Consider the following 20,192-nt stretch of genomic DNA (forward strand, 5'->3'; position numbering starts at 1 on the left):
AGCATGCCTTCATTAAAAGACCTTCGTAACCGTATCGCCTCGGTCAAGGCGACGCAGAAGATCACCAAGGCGATGCAGATGGTCGCCGCGGCGAAGCTGCGCCGTGCGCAAGAGGCAGCAGAAGCGGCGCGCCCCTATTCGGAGCGCATGGGTTCCGTGCTGGCCAACATCACCCAGGCAATCGGCGGCGGCGGCGATGCCCCGGCGCTGATGACCGGCACCGGTAAGGACAATGTGCATCTGCTCGTCGTCTGCACCGCCGAGCGCGGCCTGTGCGGCGGCTTCAATTCGCAGATCGCCCGTCTTGCCCGCGATCATATCCGGCGGCTTCTGGCCGACGGCAAGCAGGTCAAGATCATCTGCGTCGGCAAGAAAGGTTTTGATATCCTGCGCCGCGACTACGCCTCGATGATCCTCGATCGTGTCGACCTGCGCGAGGTCAAGACGCTCGGCTTCGTCAACGCCGACGCGATCGCCAAGAAAGTCATCCACCTCTTCAACGAGGGCGCCTTCGATATCTGCACGCTGTTCTATTCGCAGTTCAAGTCGGTGATCAGCCAGGTCCCGACCGCGCAGCAGATCATCCCGGCCGGCGTCGCTTCGGCGCCCGCCGAGACGGTGGAAGGCGGCAATGCCGTCTACGAGTATGAGCCCGAGCCGGGCGAAATCCTCTCCGACCTCATCCCGCGCAACATTTCCGTGCAGGTTTTCCGGGCGCTGCTCGAAAACGCGGCCGGCGAAATGGGCGCCAAGATGAGCGCCATGGACAATGCGACGCGCAACGCCGGGGAGATGATCAACAAGCTGTCGATCACCTACAATCGCCAGCGGCAGGCGCAGATCACCAAGGAACTGATCGAAATCATTTCGGGCGCCGAAGCGCTCTAGACGCGGTTCGCGGGCCATCGGCCCGCTCCAGGACCGCGTGAGAAACAAAGGACGAAAAAGGGTAAAGACGATGGCGAAAGCAGCGACCCCCAAGACAGCGGCCCCCAAGGCCGCAGCCGCGAAGACCGCAGCCCCCGCAAAGGCGGCCAAGGCTCCGGCAGCCGCCGCGAAGGCAGCTCCGGCAAAGACGGCCGCAGCGCCGGCCAAGGCCGCGGCGGCCAGGACTCCGGCCGTGGCCGCCAAGGCGACGGGCGTTGTCGGCAAGGTCCGCCAGGTCATCGGCGCCGTCGTCGACGTGCAGTTCGGCGATCACCTTCCGGCGATCCTGAACGCGCTCGAGACGACCAATGTCGGCAACCGCCTGGTGCTCGAAGTTGCCCAGCACCTGGGTGAAAACACCGTGCGCTGCATCGCCATGGACTCCACCGAAGGTCTGGTGCGTGGCCAGGAAGTGCGCGACACCGGTGCGCCGATCACCGTGCCGGTCGGCCCGGGCATGCTCGGCCGCATCATCAACGTCATCGGCGAGCCGGTCGACGAAGAAGGCCCGGTCGACGGGATCGAAATGCGCTCCATCCACCAGCCGGCTCCGACCTATGTCGAGCAGTCGACGGAGGCGCAGATCCTGATCACCGGCATCAAGGTGCTCGACCTGCTGGCACCTTACGCCAAGGGCGGCAAGATCGGCCTGTTCGGCGGCGCCGGCGTCGGCAAGACCGTGCTGATCCAGGAACTGATCAACAACATCGCCAAGGCGCATGGCGGCTATTCGGTGTTCGCCGGCGTCGGCGAGCGCACCCGCGAGGGTAACGATCTCTATCACGAGTTCATCGAGTCCGGCGTCAACAAGAAGGGCGGCGGCGAAGGCTCCAAGGCGGCCCTCGTGTACGGCCAGATGAACGAGCCGCCGGGCGCGCGCGCCCGCGTCGGCCTGACCGGCCTGACGGTCGCTGAATATTTCCGCGACCAGGGCCAGGACGTGCTGTTCTTCGTCGACAACATCTTCCGCTTCACGCAGGCGGGTTCGGAAGTGTCGGCTCTGCTCGGCCGTATCCCGTCGGCCGTGGGTTATCAGCCGACGCTCGCCACCGACATGGGCGCGCTGCAGGAACGCATCACCACCACCACCAAGGGCTCGATCACCTCGGTGCAGGCCATCTACGTGCCCGCCGACGACTTGACCGACCCGGCGCCGGCAACCTCGTTCGCCCACCTTGACGCGACGACGACGCTGAACCGCGCCATCGCCGAAAAGGGCATCTATCCGGCGGTCGATCCGCTGGATTCGACCTCGCGTATGCTCGACCCGATGGTTGTCGGCGAAGAGCACTATGCCGTTGCCCGCCAGGTGCAGTCGATCCTCCAGCGCTACAAGTCGCTGCAGGACATCATCGCCATCCTGGGCATGGACGAGCTGTCGGAAGAGGACAAGCAGACCGTGGCCCGCGCCCGCAAGATCGAGCGCTTCCTGTCGCAGCCCTTCTTCGTCGCCGAAGTGTTCACCGGCGCGCCGGGCAAGCTCGTCGACCTCGCCGACACCATCAAGGGCTTCAAGGGCCTCTGCAACGGCGATTACGATCACCTGCCGGAAGCCGCGTTCTACATGGTCGGTGGAATCGAGGAAGCGGTCGAGAAGGCACAGCGCCTGGCGGCTGAAGCGGCGTAAAGAAGCGAATAGGGAGTAGTGAGTAGTGAGTAGAGAATAGCAGGTGTGATTTAGGCAGTTTGCCGTCACTACTGACTACTCACTACTCCCCTACTCACTAAATTAACATGGCTGAAGCTTTCAAATTCGAACTGGTCTCGCCGGAGCGCCTGCTGGTTTCCGCTGAGGTCGAATCCGTCGTCATTCCCGGTGCCGAAGGCGAGATGACCGTGATGGCGCATCACGCACCGGTCATGACCACGATCAAGCCGGGTGTCGTCACGGTGAAGACCGCCTCGGGCGGCGAAGAACGCTATGTCGTGTTCGGCGGTTTCGCCGACATCGTTCCGGCCGGCTGCACGCTGCTGGCGGAATCGGCTGTCGCCGTGAAGGATGTCGACCGCGCCGATCTCGCCCGCCGCATCCAGGAAGCCAAGGAAGATGCCGCCGACGCCAAGGACGACCAGGCGCGCAGCAAGGCGGAACAGTTTCTTAGCCAGCTCACGACGCTCGAAGGCGCGATTCTTCCGGCCTGAAATCCGCACCAGGTGACTTGATGAAAAGCGGGGCCTTGCCTCGCTTTTTTGTTTAAATGCCCAAGGCGGCGAAGGCCAGCGTCGGACCATCGCGTCGCAAGTGGACGAGATGCACCGCCGTGAGTTCAATCAGCGTCTGGCGCTCGGCGTGGTCCCTGGCGAAGCCGGCCAGGCCGAACACCGCCGTCACGGTTTCGTTCGCCGGCAATTGCTGGTTCAAAAGTGCCGTCAACGCCGCATCGAGCGGATCGGTGAAATGGTTTTCGGGCAAGGTTTTTCCGCGTGCGGCGCAGGCGGCGATCCAGGCCGCCACCACCAGCGTGAGATGGACGAACTCAGTACCGGCTTCGAGGCATTCGATGGCGGAGGCGATGATGCGCTGCGGCAGTTTCTGGCTGCCATCATTGGCGATCTGCGCCGTGCGGTGGGCGAGCGCGGTGTTTGAAAAACGCTCGGCGAGCTCGGCCGTGTAGGTCGCCGTGTCGAGCCCGGCATCTTCCGGCAATGTCGGGATGGCCTCGGCCCATAGCCCGTCGACGAACTTCCGGATCGCCGTATCGGCGAAGGCACGGTCAACGGTGGCGTGGCCGCTGAGCAGGCCGAGATAAGCGATGCCCGAATGCGCGCCGTTGAGCAGCCTGAGCTTCATGTCCTCGAAGGGGCCGACATCGCCGACCATGGTAACGCCGAACTTTTCCCAGTCCGGCCTGTCCGCCGGAAAATTGTCCTCGACCACCCATTGGCGGAAGGGCTCGGTCATCACGGGCCAGGCATCGTCGACACCGAGTTCGCCAGCGATGCGTGCCCGGTCGGCGTCGGTGGTTGCCGGCACGATGCGATCGACCATGCTCGACGGAAAGGCGACTTCATTCGCGATATGGTCGGCGATCCTGGTGTCGCCTGCCGTAGCAAACCCGGCATCGCGCAGCTCGGCGAATTCGGTCAGCAGCCGATGCAGCGTGGCGCCGTTGGCCGGCAGGTTGTCGCAGCACAGCACGGTAAAGGGCGGGGTGCCGGCGGCCAGCCTCCGGGCAAGCGCCTCGGCAAGGAAACCATGTGCCGTCTTCGGCGCCCGCGGATTGGCCAGATCGTGGATGATATCGGGATGGGCGACGTCCAATCCGCCGCTCGCGGCCCTGAGATAGGCCTTTTCGGTGATGGTCAGCGTGACGATGCGGGTGCGCGGATCGGTCAGCGCGGCCAGCACCGCGCCGGGGTCTTCCGGCGCCACCAGCATCGACTGGATAGAGCCGATGACGCGCAGCTCCTCCTCGCCATTGCTGCGGATCGCCAGCGTGTAGAGCCCGTCCTGTGGCGACAGCGCATCGCGCGTGTCGGGGCTGCGCAAGGAGACGCCGACGATGCCCCACTCCGTCTCGCCCGCCGCCAGGCACTCGTCGACATAGGCGGCCTGATGGGCGCGATGGAAGGCGCCGACGCCCAGATGCACAATGCCTGGGGCAATGCGGCCGCGGTCATAGGCAGGGATTTTGGTCCCGGCGGGCAGCTTCTGCAGCGTGGCGTCGGACAGATGGCTTCTGGTCATCAGCATACCGGGGCGGGGGCTGTGGATGACAGGCGGGGTAACACCTGTTTGCGCCTGCCGCAAGGATGCCGCTTTGCCAACGCACATTGACATCGCTTTGGCCCGAACGTACCGCTATCCAGACTGGAGGAGCCGCTTTCCCCATGGTTGCGCTGACCGATCCGGACCTGCTGTTTCCGTCCGAAGCGCATTCGCGCTCGCTTGCCCGCGACCTCTATGCCGGCATCAAGGACCTGCCCATCGTCAGTCCGCACGGCCACACCGATCCGCGCTGGTATGCGCTGAACGAGCCGTTCCCGGATCCGGCGCAACTGCTCATCGTGCCCGACCACTACATTTTCCGCATGCTGTTCAGCCAGGGCGTGCGGCTGGAGGATCTCGGCGTGGCGAGCCTGGACGGCGCCCCGGTGGAGACAGACGGCAGGACGATCTGGCGGCGCTTCGCCGAGTACTATTATCTGTTTCGCGGCACGCCGACCCGGCTATGGTTCGACCATGTGCTGGCGCATCTGTTCGGCATCGAAGAGCCGCTGGATGCAGCGACGGCCGACCGCCACTACGACACGATCGCGACGGTGCTGCAGTGGGAGAATTTCCGCCCGCGCGCCTTGTTCGAGCGCTTCAACATCGAGGTCATCGCCACGACCGAAGGCGCGCTCGACGATCTCGAATGGCACAAGATGATCCGCGACAGCGGCTGGGAAGGCCGTGTCGTCACCGCCTATCGGCCGGACTCGGTCGTCGATCCCGATTTCGAGGGTTTTTCCGCCAATCTCGACCGGCTTGGCGAGATTACCGGCTGCGACACCGGCAGCTGGGCCGGTTATCTCGACGCGCATCGGCAGCGGCGTGCCTTCTTCAAGAGCTTTGGCGCGACCTCTTCGGATCATGGCCATCCGACGGCGGAGACCGCCAATCTCTCCGACGCGGCGGCGCAGGAGCTGTTCAACCGCATCCGCGGCGGCTCGGAGGATGAGCGCGAGCGCAAACTGTTCCGCGCCCAGATGCTGACCGAGATGGCCAAGATGAGCCGGGATGACGGGCTGGTGCTGCAGATCCATCCCGGCTCTTGGCGCAATCATTCGCCTTCCATTTTCCAGAGGTTCGGCCGCGACAAGGGCTTCGATATCCCGATGCGGACCGATTATGTGACGGCGCTGAAGCCGCTGCTCGATTGCGTCGGGCTGGAGCGTGACCTGACGGTGATCCTCTTCACGCTGGACGAGAGCAGCTACGCGCGGGAGCTGGCGCCGCTGGCCGGTGTTTACCCGGCGCTGAAGCTTGGCCCCGCCTGGTGGTTCCATGACAGTCCGGAAGGCATGCGCCGGTTTCGCGAGATGACGACGGAGACGGCCGGCTTCTACAATACCGTCGGCTTCAATGACGACACCCGTGCCTTTCCCTCGATCCCGGCCCGCCACGACGTGGCGCGGCGAGTCGACTGCGCCTTCCTCGCACGCCTCGTCGCCGAGCACCGGCTGCGCGAGGACGAGGCGCATGAGCTGGCTCGCGAATTGGCCTATACGCTGGCGAAGAAGGCGTACCGGCTTTGATGTCGTCGGCTCCAAATTCCAACGACGCCGGCCGTTGGAAACGCGTGACAGGCTGACGGTGCCGAGATGAACAGTACCGGCATCGATCTCTCCGCCTTCAGCCTGGCCGGCAAGCGCATCCTGGTCACCGGCGCCAACACCGGTATCGGCCAAGGCATTGTCCTCTCGATCGCGCGCGCGGGCGGCACGGTGGTCGGCGTCGGCCGCTCGTCGATGGACGATACGGCGAGCAAGGTCGCGGCCATCGGTGCCAGGTTCGAAGCGGTGAGCGCCGACCTTGCCGACACGGCGGCCGCCGGACCGATGCTGGATCGGGTGTGGGACGAAAGCGGGCCGCTCGACGGGCTGGTCAACAATGCCGGCATCATCCGGCGCGCCGATGCAATCGATCTGACCGAGACCGACTGGGACGACGTCATGGACGTCAATCTGAAGGCGGTGTTTCTGCTTTGCCAGTCCTTCGCCAGGCGCGCGCTTGCCGATGGTCGCCGGGGCAAGATCGTCAACATCGCCTCGGTGCTGAGTTTCCAGGGCGGCATCCGCGTCGCCTCCTACACCGCCTCGAAACATGGCGTGCTCGGCATCACCCGGCTGCTCGCCTGCGAATGGGCGGCCAAGGGCATTAACGTCAACGCCATCGCGCCGGGCTATGTCGAGACCAACAACACGCACGCACTGCGGGCCGACCCCGAGCGCAGTGCCGCCATTCTCGGGCGCATTCCCGCGGGGCGCTGGGGTGAGCCATCGGACATTGGCGATGCCGCCGTCTTCCTGCTGGCACGGGCTTCCGACTATATGCATGGCGCCGCGGTGCCGGTGGATGGCGGCTGGCTGGCGCGATGAGGAGAGGACATGACCAAGACCAAGATCTTCGCGCATGCCGGCGAGGGCGTCTGGACGCCGACGCCCGACGGCAACAGGCGGCGCGTTCTCCTCTCCACCGATGAGCTGATGCTGGTCGAATTCGGCTTCGACAAGGGCGGCGTCGGCGCCTTGCATTCGCACCCGCATGTCCAATCAAGCTATGTCGCCGAGGGCCGTTTCGAGGTGACCATCGACGGGCGGACGGAAATTCTCGAGGCCGGCGGCAGCTTCATCGTGCCGTCCGGTCTGGTGCATGGCGTCAAAGCGCTGGAAGCGGGACGGCTGGTCGACAGCTTTACGCCGCACCGTGCCGATTTTCTTGCTCTAAATCAAAGCGATAGAGCATGATGTCGTCCGAAAACCGCTTCACGGTTTTCGGCATCATGCTTTTAGCGGAGGACTTGCCGAGCCAAATCTGGGAGATCGCGTGCGGGCGCATGTCCCGCGCCCCAAAAGAGGCGCGGGTTGTTGCCTGGGCGCTTGTGGCGCCGCGGTACTCAAGACATGACCGCAGGATGTGAAGCCTGCCGCATCGTGGTGAAGATAAGCTTAATGCGCCGTACAACCGACGGCTGCCTTCGGTCAGGTGATGCGCCGGAGCAGGCTGAAAATCCGCTCGAACGTCTTGCCGTAGGGCGGGCGCAGCAGGGCGCCGGCGCTCAGGCGCGACTGCAGGAAAACCGGCTTCTCCTTGCTGAAGGTGCGGAACCCCCATTCGCCGTGATAGGCGCCCATGCCGCTGGCGCCGACGCCGCCGAAAGGCTGGTTCTCCTGCACCAGATGCAGCATGCAGTCGTTGATGGTGACGCCGCCGGCGACGGTCTCGCGCAGGATGCGCCGGCGGTTGGTGCTGTCGTTGCCGAACCAGTAGAGCGCCAGCGGCCGCTCGGCCTGGTTCACGTGGCTGATCGCCTCGTCGACGGTGGCATATTCGACGATCGGCAGCACCGGGCCGAAAATCTCCTCGCGCATCAGCCGCAGGTCGGGTCCGGCGTTTCGAACCAGGGTCGGCAGAAGCTTGCGGCTCGTGGCGCCGAATTCTTCGCCGGCCGGATTGATTTCGACGACATCGGCACCGGCATCGCGGGCTTCCGCGACCATGGCGCGCAGGCGCTGAAAATGCCGGTCGCTGATGATGGCGGTGTAGTCGGGGTTGTCGCGGAGCGTCGGGTAGAGCCGCGCCACCGCGGCAGCGAGTTTGGCGGCGACCGTGGCGGCCTGCCCTATGGGCACCAGCAGATAGTCCGGTGCGATGCAGGTCTGCCCGGCATTGAGCAGCTTGCCATAGGCGATGCTGGCCGTTGCCGCATCGAGATCGCAGGAAGGATCGAAGATCGCCGGCGACTTGCCGCCGAGTTCGAGCGTGACCGGAGTGAGGTTGGCGGCCGCGGCGATCGCGACCTGGCGGCCGACCGCGGTCGAGCCGGTGAACAGCAGATGATCGAACGGCATCGACACGAAGGCCTTGCCCATCTCGGCATCGCCGGTGATGACGCTGAGCTCGTCGGGCGAAAAATGTTCGCCGGCCAGCCTGGCGAGCAGCGCCGAGAAGGCCGGTGTCAGTTCGGACGGCTTGACCAGCACGCGGTTGCCGGCGGCGAGCGCTGCCGTGACCGGCGCGACGGCGAGCTGGAAGGGGTAATTCCAGGGCGAGACGATGCCGACCACACCAAGCGGCTGCGGCAGGAGGCGGTTGCGGCCCGGCAGGAACGGCAAGGTGGTGGCGACGCGACGTTCCCGCATCCAGCCGCTCAGATGAGACAGCGTGTGGCGGATGCCGGCGCGCACGACAAACAGTTCGGCAAGGCGCGTCTCATGCGCCGAGCGGCCGCCAAAGTCGGCGTCGATCGCGGCGCCGATCTCCGCCTCATGCTGCTCGGTCAAAGCCAGCAGGCGCTTCAGGCGGTCTTTGCGAACACCCAGGTCCGGAAAGGGCTGCTTCTCGAAGGCCGTACGCTGCAGCTGGAACCGTTCACCCAGGACATCCTGTCTCACCTGCAGCATCGCGTCCTCCCTGGCTCGTCGGACCAAGCTTACATCCTGGTGCGTGAAGGAATCCAGCGGGGGTGCGGGTGTCGCTGGGGAAGGTGTGCCTTCACGGGCCATGGCCAACCGGTCCGCCGTCAACATGGATGACCGTTCCGGTTGTGTTCCGAGGATAGCTGCGCTACTCCAAAGCGTCACGCGGAGAGCATCTTGATCGATTCCCACATCCTCTCCCATCCCCGAAAAATCGCTTCCCGTCCGGTGTCCGCCTGATGTCGGTGCAGACAGCGAGTGTCCGGGCCGAGGATCCCAAGCGGCGCGTCCTGAAGGACGTGTTCGGCTTCGACGATTTCCGCCCCGGCCAGGCCGATGTCATGGACGCACTGCTCGGCGGGCGCCATGTGCTGGCCGTCATGCCGACGGGTGCGGGCAAATCGCTTTGCTACCAGGTGCCGGCGCTGGTCATGGGCGGGCTCGCCCTGGTCGTGTCGCCGCTGGTGGCGCTGATGCAGGATCAGGTCGCGGCCTTGCGCCTGGCCGGCGTTGGCGCCGATACGATCAATTCCTCGCTCGACCGGGAAGCCAATGTCGCGGCCTGGCGCCGCGTGGCATCAGGCCAGACGCGGCTGCTTTATCTGGCGCCGGAACGGCTGATGACCGAGCGGATGCTCGAGGCGCTTTCCAGGCTCGAGGTCAGCCTGATCGCCATCGACGAGGCACATTGCATCTCGCAATGGGGGCCGGCGTTCCGGCCTGAGTACGAGGATCTGTCGCGCCTGCGCCACATCTTCCCCAATGTCCCCATCATCGCGGTGACGGCGACGGCGGATGAGAGCACGCGCAGCGATATCGAGGCACGGCTGTTCGCCGAGCGGGTCGAAACGCTGGTGCTGGGGTTCGACCGGCCCAACATCAAGCTCGCCATCGAATCCAAGCAGGACGGCAAGCGGCAATTGCTGCGTTTCATCGAGCGTCACCCGGGCAAGAGCGGCATCGTCTACTGCCTGTCGCGCAAGAAGACGGAGGAGATGGCGGCCTTCCTGGAAAAGAACGGCGTCACCGCGCTCGCCTATCACGCCGGCATGAGCAAGGAGGCGCGCGAGGCCAATCAAAACGCCTTCATGACGCTGTCCGGCGTCGTCATGGTGGCGACCATCGCCTTCGGCATGGGCATCGACAAGCCCGATGTCGCCTATGTCTTCCATACCGACATGCCGGGCAGCCTGGAGGCCTATTATCAGGAGATCGGCCGTGCCGGCCGTGACGGGCGCAAGGCCGAGGCGCACATGCTGTACGGCCTTGGCGACATCCGCATGCGCCGGCTGTTCATCGACGACGAGGATGCGTCGGTCGAGCACAAGAAGCGCGCGCATCGCCGGCTCGACACGCTGATCGGCTATTGCGAGACGGCGCAGTGCCGCCGCCAGGTGCTGCTCGGCTATTTCGGAGAAGAAGCCGAGCCTTGCGGCAATTGCGACAACTGCCTGGATCAGGTGCCGCGCGCCGATGGCGGCGCGGAGGCGCGCATCATCCTGGCCGCGGTCGCGCAGAGCGGCGAGCGCTTCGGCGCCGCCCATGTCATCAATATCCTGCTCGGCCACGAGACCGAGAAGATCCTGGCCCGCGGTCACCAGAAGCTCGCCAGCTTCGGCAGCGGCGCGGCGCACAAGAAGGATCTCTGGCTATCGCTGATCCGGCAGCTCGTCGCCGGCGGTTTCCTCGAGCCGGATCCGAGCGGCCATGGCGGCCTCGCCATCGCCGAGAAAGGCCATGCGCTCGGCCGTGGCGAGATGCCGTTCCATTACCGTGTCGAGATGCGCAGCCGCGCCTTGCGCAAGACGCGGGCGGCGGAGGGTTCGGGCGCCAACGCCGAAGGCGTCGACGCCTCGCTGCTGGCCACGCTCAAATCCCTGCGGCTGCGCCTGGCCAAGGAACGCCAGGTGCCGGCCTATGTGGTGTTCTCCGACCGCACGCTGATCGACATGGCCGAACGCCGCCCGCGCGACCTCGACGCCTTCGCCGAGGTCAATGGCGTGGGAGGGGCGAAGCTCAAGGAGTTCGGGGAGATTTTTGTGAAGGCGATTGCCGGACACCGGTCCGAAGGATCGGTCTGAAACCCTCATTACATCCGGCAAGCAATCGTCACATCTGTATCGACATGCCGCCATCGACGGTCAGGACGTGCCCGTTGACGAAAGACGCCGCGTCGCTGGCGAGGAAAAGCGCGGCGCCGGCAATTTCCTGCGGCCTCCCCCAGCGCTGCAGCGGAACCCGCTGGCGGGCGAAGGCAACCAGATCGGCGTTTGCCGCCATCGCGGCATTGGTCTCGGTGGCAAACATTCCCGGCGCGATGGCGTTGCTGGTCACGCCGTGGGCGCCATATTCGACGGCGATGCCGCGCATCAGCCCGGTCAGTCCCTGCTTGGCGGCGGGATAGATGGCATCGCCGGGTCGCGCCATCTCACCGACGATCGAGGTCACCGCGATCAGCCGGCCATGACCCTGGGCCTTCATGATCTCCGCCGCATCGCGTGACAGCGAGATCGCCGACAACAGATCCGTCCTGATCAGATCGAGAATGTCGTCGTCGTTGAAGGCGGCGAGCGGCCGCCTGTCGCGGGCGCCGACATTGTTGACGAGGATGTCGAGCCGGCCTGGGGTCTTGCTGATCTCGGCAATCATCGCGCGGCCCGCCCCGATGTCGGCGACGTCGAAGACCGCCGCTTGCGCACTGCCGCCATTTGCGGTGACGGAGGCGACGGCGCTATCGAGCGTCGCTGCGGTGCGTCCAGTCATCACGACATGGGCTCCGGCTTCGGCAAAGGCACGCGCAATCTCGAAACCGAGGCCGCGTCCGCCGCCGGTGATCAGGGCCACACGCCCCTTTAGGGAAAATCGATCGAAGATGCTCACAACCGGCGGCGGCGAAATTCGTGCAGCTAATTTGACAAACTTTGCCAAAAATATGCCATACTGTAGGTCATCGGAGATGGCTATGGCGACAATGAACGTGTCCTTGCCCGATCCCATGAAAGACTGGGTCGAGGCGCAAACCAAGACAGGCCGCTATGCCAATGCGAGCGACTATGTGCGGGATCTGATCCGCCGGGATCAGGAGCGCAATGACAAGATCGCGGCCATGCAGCGCTTCGTCGATGACGGTCTGAAAAGCGGCATCGGCACTCGTTCCAAGGACGCGCTTTTCGCCGAGGCGCTGACGCGGGCCAATGCGCCGCGCGGCAATTGACCATGGGATTTCGCTCTCTTTAGCGGCGGAAGAAGATATTATCGCTATCGCTGAAGAGGGCATGCGTCTGTTCGGCGCAGCGCAGGCCGGAATGTATCATGAGCAGTTGTTTGCGACCCTTGACCTGATCGCTGCCAAATCCCCGCATGGCCCGGGAGCGCCATGAGATATCCCCGCCGATGCGCATCCACCCCTTCAAGGCCCACCTTGTCGTCTACAGGATCGAAGCAGATGGCAATATTCTCATTGTCCGGATACGTCACGGACACGAGGATTGGTCAGGCGATGCCCCTTAGGCCGGACCAAGCCCAGGCTGCGACATCTTTCGGGGTGTCGGGCAATTTATGAAGCAGGGTGGCGGAGAGGGAGGGATTCGAACCCCCGATGGGCTTGCACCCATGCCGCATTTCGAGTGCGGTGCATTCGACCACTCTGCCACCTCTCCGCGGTCATGGTCGGCCGTTGCCGGCGCGGCGCACTAGATAACGGCTGAACGGGCAGGTTACAAGGCCAAATCCACCGATATTTGGCTTGTCGTCCGGCCTGCCGGACAAGCAGCTGAAACAGGGCAGGTCTTTGCAGGCGAGCCCACGCGGTTTCATTGGCCAACCACGCATCGGCCAACCACGCATCCTCGCCAGGCGACGGCAACGCCGGGCGGTCATGTCGACCTGCCTGGTCTTTGCCGGCCAATGACTGTCCCGGCAACGGCTGTTGCCTTGACTCCTACGCAGCCTTCGGTTAGGGACAGCGCGCAATCGGCGTGGAGGGTTCTTCCGCGCCGCTTGTTTTTTGAACCCGCAGACTGACAAAAAGACGGCCGAATCGCCTCAGGCGGTTCATCAAGGCCGACCGAACAGCGAAAGGCAAAAAATGTTCGCAGTCATTAAAACGGGCGGTAAGCAGTATCGCGTTGCCGCCAACGATCTCCTGAAGATCGAAAAAGTCGAAGCCAATGTCGGCGATATCGTCGAGATCGGCCACGTGCTCGCACATGGCGAGGGCGAGAATGTCACGTTCGGCGCGCCGTTCGTCGATGGCGCTCTGGTCACCGCCGAAGTCGTCGAGCAGGGCAAGAACCGCACGGTCATCGCTTTCAAGAAGCGCCGCCGCCAGAATTCGCGCCGCAAGATCGGCCATCGCCAGCTTTTGACCACCGTGCGGATCGCCGAGATCCTGCTGGGTGGCGCCAAGCCGGCCAAGAAGGCCGCCGTGAAGGCGGAAGCCAAGGCCGAGGTTGCCGCCGCGCCGAAGGAGGCCAAGGCCAAGAAGGAAACCGCCCCCAAGGCAGAAGTGACGGCCGAGACGACCGCCGCACCGCTGTTCAAGGCGCCGAAGGGCGAGCCGGACGACCTGACCGTGATCAAGGGCATCGGCCCGGTCGCCGCCAAGGACCTCAACGAGCAGGGCATCATCACCTTTGCGCAGCTCGCCAAGCTGACCGACAAGGATGTCGCCAAGATCGACGAGCACATGCCGTTCAGCGCCGACCAGATCAAGGACTGGCGCGAGCAGGCCAAGGAACTGGCGAAGAAGTAATTTTTCCGGCGAAACATCCGCCGGATCGGACTTGAAACGGAACGCGAACGCGTTCATAAGGCCTTTTAGGCGCCTTGCGGCGCAACGGAGTTAGTTAGATGGCACACAAGAAAGCTGGCGGCTCGTCGCGCAACGGTCGCGACTCGCATTCCAAGCGTCTGGGCGTGAAGAAGTTCGGCGGCGAAGCCGTCATCCCGGGCAACATCATCATTCGTCAACGCGGCACCACCTGGCATCCCGGCGTCAATGTCGGCATGGGCACGGACCACACGCTTTTCGCGCTCGAATCCGGCGCGGTCACCTTCAACAAGAAAGCCAACGGCCGAACCTACGTATCGGTCAATCCGATTGCCAAAGCCGCGGAGTAGCCGGTTCCGCACTAGAACACCGGCGCCCATCTCGGGAACCGGTGTCTGGCCAGGCCAGGAAAAGGATCAGGGGAGATGGGTTTCCATCTCCCCTTTTTCTTGTGCCTGGAGGACTTTGAAATGGTTGCCGAAGCGGAAGACTCAGAAGACGAAAGTTACGCGATAGATTGCCCGGTGCTGGCCACCGAGCGACTGGTGATGCGGGCGCCGCGCGAGAGCGACATCGCGCAACTGGTCGAGCTTGCCGACAACCGTCATGTCGCCGAGATGCTGGCGCGCATGCCGCACCCCTATGGCGAGGCCGAGGCCCGCGCCTTCCTCGCCATGACACGGTCGCGCCGCGCCGGCATCGCCTATGCCTTGACGCTGGCCGGCACCGATACATTCGTCGGCTGCGCGGGGCTCAACACCACCGATCGCGGGCTGGAGCTCGGCTACTGGATCGGTGAACCCTACTGGAAGCGCGGCTATGCGACGGAGGCCGCCCACGCGCTGGTCGACCTCGCCTTCCAGAAGACATCGGTCCAGGTGCTGCATGCCTCGACGCGGGTCATCAATCCGGCCTCGCGCCGGGTGATCCACAAGTGCGGCTTCCAGTATGCCGGGCAGGGCATGCTGAATTCGATCGTCGCCGGTCAGGTGCCGGTCGAGCGCTACAGGCTGGATCGCAAGACCTGGACGAGCCTGCGCAACTGGGTGCATTTTTGATGTGTGCTGATATTCAGGTGAGGCCGGCCTGCGAATGGCGGTTTCCTGCGCTTCCGGTGCTCACGTACTTTAAGTACGCTCCGCTCCGGTTCTCGGAAGCCACCACTCTCGGCGCGGCCTGACCTGAATCTCAACACACATCGGAGCGAGGTCGAAGACTGAATCAGCCCAGTTCGGCCCACACCGGCAGATGGTCCGAACCGGTCGCCTGCCGGTCGACCCACAGGCGCTTCAGCGATCTGGCCAGCGAGGCGCTGGTGAAGACGTAGTCGATGCGCTTGTGGCGGCTGGTGTTGGTAGGGTCCTTGGGGTCGACCCAGCTGGCGAGATCGTCGCCGGTGACGTCGAGGCGCACGGCGGCATCGACGGCGAAGTCGGCGGTCAGCGGCATGCCGAATTCATGGTCCGGCCGGCCGGCGAGTTCGACATATTCGGGCGAGCCGGCCAGCATGTTGAAATCGCCCATGGCGACAAAGGCCTCGGGATGGGGCAGTTCCGGCAGGCCGATCTCGGCGACGCCGGACAATGCGCCGCCTTCGAGCGCATAGTTCAGCAGGCGCCGGCGCAGGAACTGGATCTGGCTGGCGCGTTCGACCGGGCTGCGGTGATCGAGATGGATGGAATAGAAACGGATGAAACCAAGCGGCGTCTCGATCAGCGCCTCCAGCGCGCCGCGCTGGAAATTCATCATCTCGAAGCTGCGGCTGCGCGGCAAAAGCAGGTTGCGCGACAGATGAATGGGCGTCTTCGACAGCACCATGTTGCCGAGCTGGAAGGTGGTGGTGATGGCGCGGCCGTTCTCGATGCGCGAGCCGATATTGGCCTCGAAATTACTGCCGTAGACGGCGAAATAGTCGGGCAGCGCCTCGCCGATCTCGGCGACCATGTCGCGCCCGCCGTTCCTTGGATTGTTGCGGGTGACCTCCTGCAGCGCGATCACATCGGCGCCGCGCACCGTGTCGGCAATGCGCGCGACATCGTATTGTCCATCAAGACCGATGCCGTATTGGATGTTGTAGGTTACAAGCTTCATGCCGACATGTCTCCGGCCGACCCCACGCGGCCATTGTCATAAAACGGTCTCGCCCTTGACCGCGCCTTGGTTTAGAGCAAGGCCCAAGGTTTAGAGCAATGCCGCAAGGCCAATAAAAGAAACTGCAATCCCATGAAATTTCTCGATCAAGCCAAGGTCTATGTCCGCTCGGGTGACGGGGGCGCCGGTTCGGTGTCGTTCCGGCGCGAGAAGTTCATCGAGTTCGGCGGGCCGGACGGCGGCGATGGCGGCCGCGGCGGCGATGTCTGGCTGGAAGCGGTCGACGGGCTGAACACGCTGATCGACTATCGCTACCAGCAGCATTTCAAGGCCAAGACCGGCGTCCACGGCATGGGCCGCAACATGACCGGCGCCAAGGGCGCCGACGTGACGCTGAAAGTGCCGGCCGGAACGCAGGTGTTCGAGGAAGATAATGAGACGCTGATCTGCGACCTCACCGTGGTCGGCCAGCGCTTCCTTCTCGCCAAGGGCGGCAATGGCGGCTTCGGCAACCAGCATTTCAAGACCTCGACCAACCAGGCGCCGCGCCGCGCCAATCCCGGCCTTCCCGGCGAAGAGCTCAACATCTGGCTGCGGTTGAAGCTGATCGCCGATGCCGGGCTGGTCGGGCTGCCCAATGCCGGCAAGTCGACCTTCCTGGCGGCGGTCACCGCGGCCAAGCCGAAGATCGCCGATTATCCGTTCACGACGCTGCATCCCGGCCTCGGCGTCGCGCGCATCGATGCGCGTGAATTCGTCATTGCCGACATTCCGGGCCTCATCGAGGGCGCGCATGAGGGCGTCGGCATCGGCGACCGCTTCCTCGGCCATGTCGAGCGCACGCGCGTGCTGCTGCACCTGGTCTCGGCGCAGGAGGAAAATCCGGGCAAGGCCTACAAGACCGTGCGCGCCGAACTCGAGGCCTATGGCCAGGGGTTGACCGACAAGGTCGAGATCCTGGCGCTCAGCCAGGTCGACACGCTCGATGCCGATGAACGCAAGAAGAAGGTCGCCTCGCTGAAGCGCGCCGCGGGCCGGGCGCCGATGCTGCTGTCCGCCGTCACCGGCGAAGGCGTGGAGGCCGTTCTGCGGGCGCTGATGACAGTGATTGCCGAGGCGCGCGCGGAGGCCGCCCCCGTGGTCGAGACGCGCTAGGAAAAGTAAGACCATGCAGTCGCTGAAAAAATACCGGCGCATCACCGTCAAGATCGGCTCGGCGCTGCTCGTAGACCGCGCGAGCGGCCTGAAGCGCGACTGGCTGGACTCGCTCGCCGACGACATCGCGGTGCTTGCCCAGGGCGGCGCCGAAATCCTCGTCGTCTCCTCCGGCGCCATCGCGCTTGGCCGCACCATCCTTGGCCTCGGCAAGCGCGCGCTGAAGCTCGAGGAAAGCCAGGCGGCCGCCGCCGTCGGGCAGATCGCGCTCGCCGGCGCCTGGTCGGACGCGCTCGGCAAGGGCGCGCTGAAATCGGGCCAGATCCTTCTGACGCTTGGCGACACCGAGGAGCGCCGCCGCTATCTCAATGCGCGGGCGACGATCTCGACATTGCTCAAGATGAAGGCGGTGCCGGTCATCAACGAGAACGATACGGTGGCCACCTCAGAAATCCGCTATGGCGACAATGACCGGCTGGCCGCGCGCGTTGCCACCATGATGGGCGCCGACCTTCTGGTGCTGCTCTCCGATATTGACGGGCTCTACACGGCGCCGCCGGTGCGCGACCCCGACGCCAAGTTCATTCCGGTGGTCGACCGCATCACATCAGACATCGAGGCGATGGCGGGGGCTGCCGCCTCCGAACTGTCGCGCGGCGGCATGCGCACCAAGCTCGATGCCGGCAAGATCGCCACCGCCGCCGGCACCGCGATGATCATCACCTCGGGCACGCGGCTGTCGCCGCTGATGGCGATCGAGCGCGGGGAACGCGCCACCTTCTTCCGGCCGAGCGCCAATCCGGTCAAGGGCTACAAGACCTGGATCGCCGGCCAGCTCGAACCGGCCGGCCGGCTGACGATCGACGCCGGCGCCGTCGGTGCGCTGGCATCGGGCAAATCGCTGCTGCCGGCCGGCGTCAAGCTGGTCAGCGGCAATTTTTCGCGCGGCGATACGGTGGCGATCCTGTCGCCCGAGGGCCGCGAGATCGCGCGCGGGCTGGTTGCCTATGATGCCGCCGATGCCGTAAGGATCGCAGGCCTGAAGACGGCCGAGATCGAAACCGTGCTCGGTTACGAAGCGCGTTCGGCGATGATCCACCGCGATGATCTCGTGGTGAGTCACGCGGGAGGCGACATAAGCGGAGGATGAGCCATGCTGAAGCTGCATGAAAAATCCGGGGATGACACCGTGGCGCTGATGGCCGATATCGGCCGCCGCGCCCGCGCCGCCGCCCGGCCGCTGGCCATCGCCGCCACCGCCGCCAAGAACGCCGCGCTGCTTGCCATGGCAGAGGCGATCGTCGCCGGGCAACAGGACATTCTCGACGCCAACGCCACCGACATCTCGAATGGCGAGGAGTCAGGGCTTTCCGCCTCCTTCATGGATCGGCTGAAGCTCAATCCGGCGCGCATCCGTGCCATGGCCGACGGCATCCGCGAAATCGCCGAACTCAACGATCCGGTCGGCGACGTGATCGCCGCTTGGGAACGGCCGAACGGCCTGCGGATCGAGCGCGTGCGCACGCCGCTCGGCGTCGTCGGCGTCATCTATGAGAGCCGCCCGAACGTGACGGCCGATGCCGGTGCGCTCTGCCTCAAGGCCGGCAATCCGGTGATCCTGCGCGGCGGTTCGGATTCGCTCAATTCGTCCGCTGCCATCCATGCCTGCCTGGTCGAGGGCCTGAAGGCGGCCGGCCTGTCGGAAGACGCCATCCAGCTGGTGCCGACCACCGATCGCGCAGCTGTCGGCGAGATGCTGAAGGGGCTCGGTGGTGCGCTCGACGTCATCATCCCGCGCGGCGGCAAAAGCCTGGTCGGGCGGGTGCAGAGCGAGGCGCGCGTGCCGGTCTTCGCCCATCTCGAAGGCATCTGCCACCTCTACATCGACCGCTCCGCCGATCTCGACATGGCGGTCGAGATCGCCGTCAACGCCAAGATGCGGCGCACCGGCGTCTGCGGCGCCGCCGAGACGCTGCTGGTCGACCGCGCGGTGGCGTCCACGCATCTGGCGCCGATCCTCGATGCGCTCCGCGCCGCCGGCTGCGAGATCCATGCCGATCAAGAGGTGCTGAAGGTGTTTTTCGACGCCAAGCCCGCGACCGATGCCGACTGGGTGACCGAGTATCTCGACGCCATCATCGCGGTGAAGCTGGTCGACGGCATCGGTGGCGCGATCGAGCATATCGAGACCTTCTCTTCGCATCACACCGAGGCGATCATCGCCGAGGATCCGAAGGCCGTGGAACGGTTCTTCAACGAGATCGATTCGGCGATCCTGCTGCACAATGCCTCGACGCAGTTCGCCGATGGCGGCGAGTTCGGCATGGGCGCCGAGATCGGCATCGCCACCGGCAAGATGCATGCGCGCGGGCCGGTCGGCGTCGAGCAGCTGACCTCGTTCAAATATCGCGTGCGCGGGTCGGGACAGGTGAGGCCTTGACGTTTTTCGTTGTCAGAGCCTGAGGCGATGCTGGCATCTTCCGGACCGCCAGTACCCTCCGCCTACCTGAAAATGCCGCATGCCGAGAAAGGCCTGGCCGTCGGCCTGTTCGGCGGCTCGTTCAATCCGCCGCATGCAGGCCATGCACTGGTCGCCGAGATCGCGCTGAGGCGCCTGGCGCTCGACCAGCTTTGGTGGATGGTGACGCCGGGCAATCCGCTGAAGAGCGCCAGGGAATTGGCGCCGCTGGCCGAGCGGCTGCAGCTGTCCGAGCAGATCGCCAAGAACCCGAAGATCAAGATCACCGCCTTCGAGGCGGCGCATCATGTGCGCTACACCGCCGACACGCTGGCGCTGGTCAAGGCGCGCAATCCGGGTGTCGACTTCGTCTGGATCATGGGCGCGGACAGTCTGCGCGATTTCCACCGCTGGCAGCGCTGGCGCGAGATCGTGCTGACGTTCCCCATCGCGGTCATCGACCGGCCGGGCGCGACGTTGTCGTTCCTGTCGTCGGTCGTCGCCAAGACTTTCGATTATGCCCGCATCGACGAAGGCGACGCGCCGCTGCTCGCCCACATGAAGGCGCCGGCCTGGACCTTCATCCACGGCCCGCGCTCATCGCTGTCGTCAAGCGCGATCCGCAAGATGGCGAAGGGGTAGGCCTCTCCGCCAAGCGAAGAACCA

At 64.9% G+C, this 20,192-nt stretch carries 19 protein-coding genes, 1 tRNA gene and 1 pseudogene; 16 read left to right on the forward strand and 5 right to left on the reverse strand.

The window, feature by feature from the left end:
• Positions 1–3: 3 nt before the first annotated feature.
• The 3 genes from FJ546_RS18580 to FJ546_RS18595 all read left to right on the forward strand — a co-directional run bounded on the left by FJ546_RS18580 (position 4) and on the right by FJ546_RS18595 (position 3,069).
• Positions 4–888, forward strand: a complete 885-nt coding sequence (locus tag FJ546_RS18580; protein ID WP_140890660.1) for a F0F1 ATP synthase subunit gamma — start codon at positions 4–6, stop codon at positions 886–888.
• A gap of 70 nt (positions 889–958) precedes the next feature.
• Positions 959–2,554, forward strand: coding sequence for a F0F1 ATP synthase subunit beta (atpD, locus tag FJ546_RS18590; protein ID WP_181167985.1), 1,596 nt, complete (start codon positions 959–961; stop codon positions 2,552–2,554).
• Positions 2,555–2,661: 107 nt separating this feature from the next.
• Complete coding sequence (locus FJ546_RS18595; RefSeq protein WP_095775824.1) at positions 2,662–3,069, forward strand: F0F1 ATP synthase subunit epsilon; 408 nt, start codon at positions 2,662–2,664, stop codon at positions 3,067–3,069.
• 52 nt (positions 3,070–3,121) lie between these two features.
• On the opposite strand, the gene FJ546_RS18600 is transcribed toward FJ546_RS18595, so the two are convergent.
• Positions 3,122–4,615, reverse strand: coding sequence for a mannitol dehydrogenase family protein (locus tag FJ546_RS18600; protein WP_246686880.1), 1,494 nt, complete (start codon positions 4,613–4,615; stop codon positions 3,122–3,124).
• A 143-nt stretch (positions 4,616–4,758) separates the two neighbouring features.
• On the opposite strand from FJ546_RS18600, the gene uxaC reads away from it, so the two are divergent.
• From uxaC to FJ546_RS18615, 3 genes are all read left to right on the forward strand, one after another.
• Positions 4,759–6,168 (forward strand): glucuronate isomerase, encoded by a 1,410-nt coding sequence (gene uxaC, locus FJ546_RS18605; protein ID WP_140890662.1) that lies wholly within the window; start codon positions 4,759–4,761, stop codon positions 6,166–6,168.
• Positions 6,169–6,234: 66 nt separating this feature from the next.
• Positions 6,235–7,011, forward strand: coding sequence for a 2-dehydro-3-deoxy-D-gluconate 5-dehydrogenase KduD (gene kduD / locus FJ546_RS18610; protein WP_140890663.1), 777 nt, complete (start codon positions 6,235–6,237; stop codon positions 7,009–7,011).
• A gap of 9 nt (positions 7,012–7,020) precedes the next feature.
• Complete coding sequence (locus FJ546_RS18615) at positions 7,021–7,380, forward strand: cupin domain-containing protein (protein WP_140890664.1); 360 nt, start codon at positions 7,021–7,023, stop codon at positions 7,378–7,380.
• A gap of 234 nt (positions 7,381–7,614) precedes the next feature.
• Here the strand turns inward: FJ546_RS18615 and FJ546_RS18620 are convergent, their stop codons facing one another.
• Positions 7,615–9,036 carry a coniferyl aldehyde dehydrogenase gene (locus tag FJ546_RS18620; protein WP_140890665.1) on the reverse strand — a complete coding sequence of 474 codons (1,422 nt, stop codon included), beginning with the start codon at positions 9,034–9,036 and terminating at the stop codon, positions 7,615–7,617.
• A gap of 254 nt (positions 9,037–9,290) precedes the next feature.
• On the opposite strand from FJ546_RS18620, the gene recQ reads away from it, so the two are divergent.
• A complete protein-coding gene (recQ, locus tag FJ546_RS18625; RefSeq protein ID WP_140890666.1) occupies positions 9,291–11,132 on the forward strand; it encodes a DNA helicase RecQ in 1,842 nt (613 codons plus the stop codon).
• A 28-nt stretch (positions 11,133–11,160) separates the two neighbouring features.
• On the opposite strand, the gene FJ546_RS18630 is transcribed toward recQ, so the two are convergent.
• Positions 11,161–11,931 (reverse strand): SDR family oxidoreductase, encoded by a 771-nt coding sequence (locus FJ546_RS18630; RefSeq protein WP_140890667.1) that lies wholly within the window; start codon positions 11,929–11,931, stop codon positions 11,161–11,163.
• 82 nt (positions 11,932–12,013) lie between these two features.
• Here FJ546_RS18630 and FJ546_RS18635 point away from each other — a divergent pair, with 82 nt between their 5' ends.
• Both FJ546_RS18635 and FJ546_RS18640 read left to right on the forward strand, forming a co-directional pair.
• Positions 12,014–12,265 (forward strand): type II toxin-antitoxin system ParD family antitoxin, encoded by a 252-nt coding sequence (locus FJ546_RS18635; RefSeq protein ID WP_095775864.1) that lies wholly within the window; start codon positions 12,014–12,016, stop codon positions 12,263–12,265.
• Positions 12,246–12,561 (forward strand): annotated as a pseudogene (locus tag FJ546_RS18640) (type II toxin-antitoxin system RelE/ParE family toxin). Before FJ546_RS18635 ends, FJ546_RS18640 begins: the two are co-directional and overlap by 20 nt.
• 59 nt (positions 12,562–12,620) lie before the next feature.
• Here the strand turns inward: FJ546_RS18640 and FJ546_RS18645 are convergent.
• Positions 12,621–12,710, reverse strand: a tRNA-Ser gene (locus FJ546_RS18645).
• A 428-nt stretch (positions 12,711–13,138) separates the two neighbouring features.
• Between FJ546_RS18645 and FJ546_RS18650 the strand changes: the two genes are divergently transcribed.
• From FJ546_RS18650 to FJ546_RS18660, 3 genes are all read left to right on the forward strand, one after another.
• Complete coding sequence (locus FJ546_RS18650; protein ID WP_140890668.1) at positions 13,139–13,804, forward strand: 50S ribosomal protein L21; 666 nt, start codon at positions 13,139–13,141, stop codon at positions 13,802–13,804.
• Positions 13,805–13,902: 98 nt separating this feature from the next.
• The gene (rpmA, locus tag FJ546_RS18655; RefSeq protein WP_095771984.1) at positions 13,903–14,172 is read left to right on the forward strand and encodes a 50S ribosomal protein L27; all 270 of its coding nucleotides are present in this window, start codon (positions 13,903–13,905) and stop codon (positions 14,170–14,172) included.
• 120 nt (positions 14,173–14,292) lie between these two features.
• Positions 14,293–14,880: a GNAT family protein gene (locus FJ546_RS18660; RefSeq protein WP_181167986.1), complete on the forward strand. Its 588-nt coding sequence runs from the start codon at positions 14,293–14,295 to the stop codon at positions 14,878–14,880.
• Positions 14,881–15,043: 163 nt separating this feature from the next.
• Here FJ546_RS18660 and FJ546_RS18665 read toward each other — a convergent pair whose 3' ends face one another.
• A complete protein-coding gene (locus FJ546_RS18665; RefSeq protein WP_140890670.1) occupies positions 15,044–15,913 on the reverse strand; it encodes an endonuclease/exonuclease/phosphatase family protein in 870 nt (289 codons plus the stop codon).
• 132 nt (positions 15,914–16,045) lie between these two features.
• On the opposite strand from FJ546_RS18665, the gene obgE reads away from it, so the two are divergent.
• The 4 genes from obgE to FJ546_RS18685 all read left to right on the forward strand — a co-directional run bounded on the left by obgE (position 16,046) and on the right by FJ546_RS18685 (position 20,168).
• Positions 16,046–17,068 (forward strand): GTPase ObgE, encoded by a 1,023-nt coding sequence (obgE, locus tag FJ546_RS18670; protein WP_140890671.1) that lies wholly within the window; start codon positions 16,046–16,048, stop codon positions 17,066–17,068.
• Positions 17,069–17,081: 13 nt separating this feature from the next.
• Positions 17,082–18,218 carry a glutamate 5-kinase gene (gene proB, locus FJ546_RS18675; RefSeq protein WP_140890672.1) on the forward strand — a complete coding sequence of 379 codons (1,137 nt, stop codon included), beginning with the start codon at positions 17,082–17,084 and terminating at the stop codon, positions 18,216–18,218.
• 3 nt (positions 18,219–18,221) lie between these two features.
• Positions 18,222–19,508, forward strand: a complete 1,287-nt coding sequence (locus FJ546_RS18680) for a glutamate-5-semialdehyde dehydrogenase (protein WP_140890673.1) — start codon at positions 18,222–18,224, stop codon at positions 19,506–19,508.
• A gap of 72 nt (positions 19,509–19,580) precedes the next feature.
• A complete protein-coding gene (locus FJ546_RS18685; RefSeq protein ID WP_140890721.1) occupies positions 19,581–20,168 on the forward strand; it encodes a nicotinate-nucleotide adenylyltransferase in 588 nt (195 codons plus the stop codon).
• Positions 20,169–20,192: the final 24 nt, after the last annotated feature.

This window comes from Mesorhizobium sp. B2-4-19 (assembly GCF_006441315.1).
Classification (GTDB): Bacteria; Pseudomonadota; Alphaproteobacteria; order Rhizobiales; family Rhizobiaceae; genus Mesorhizobium.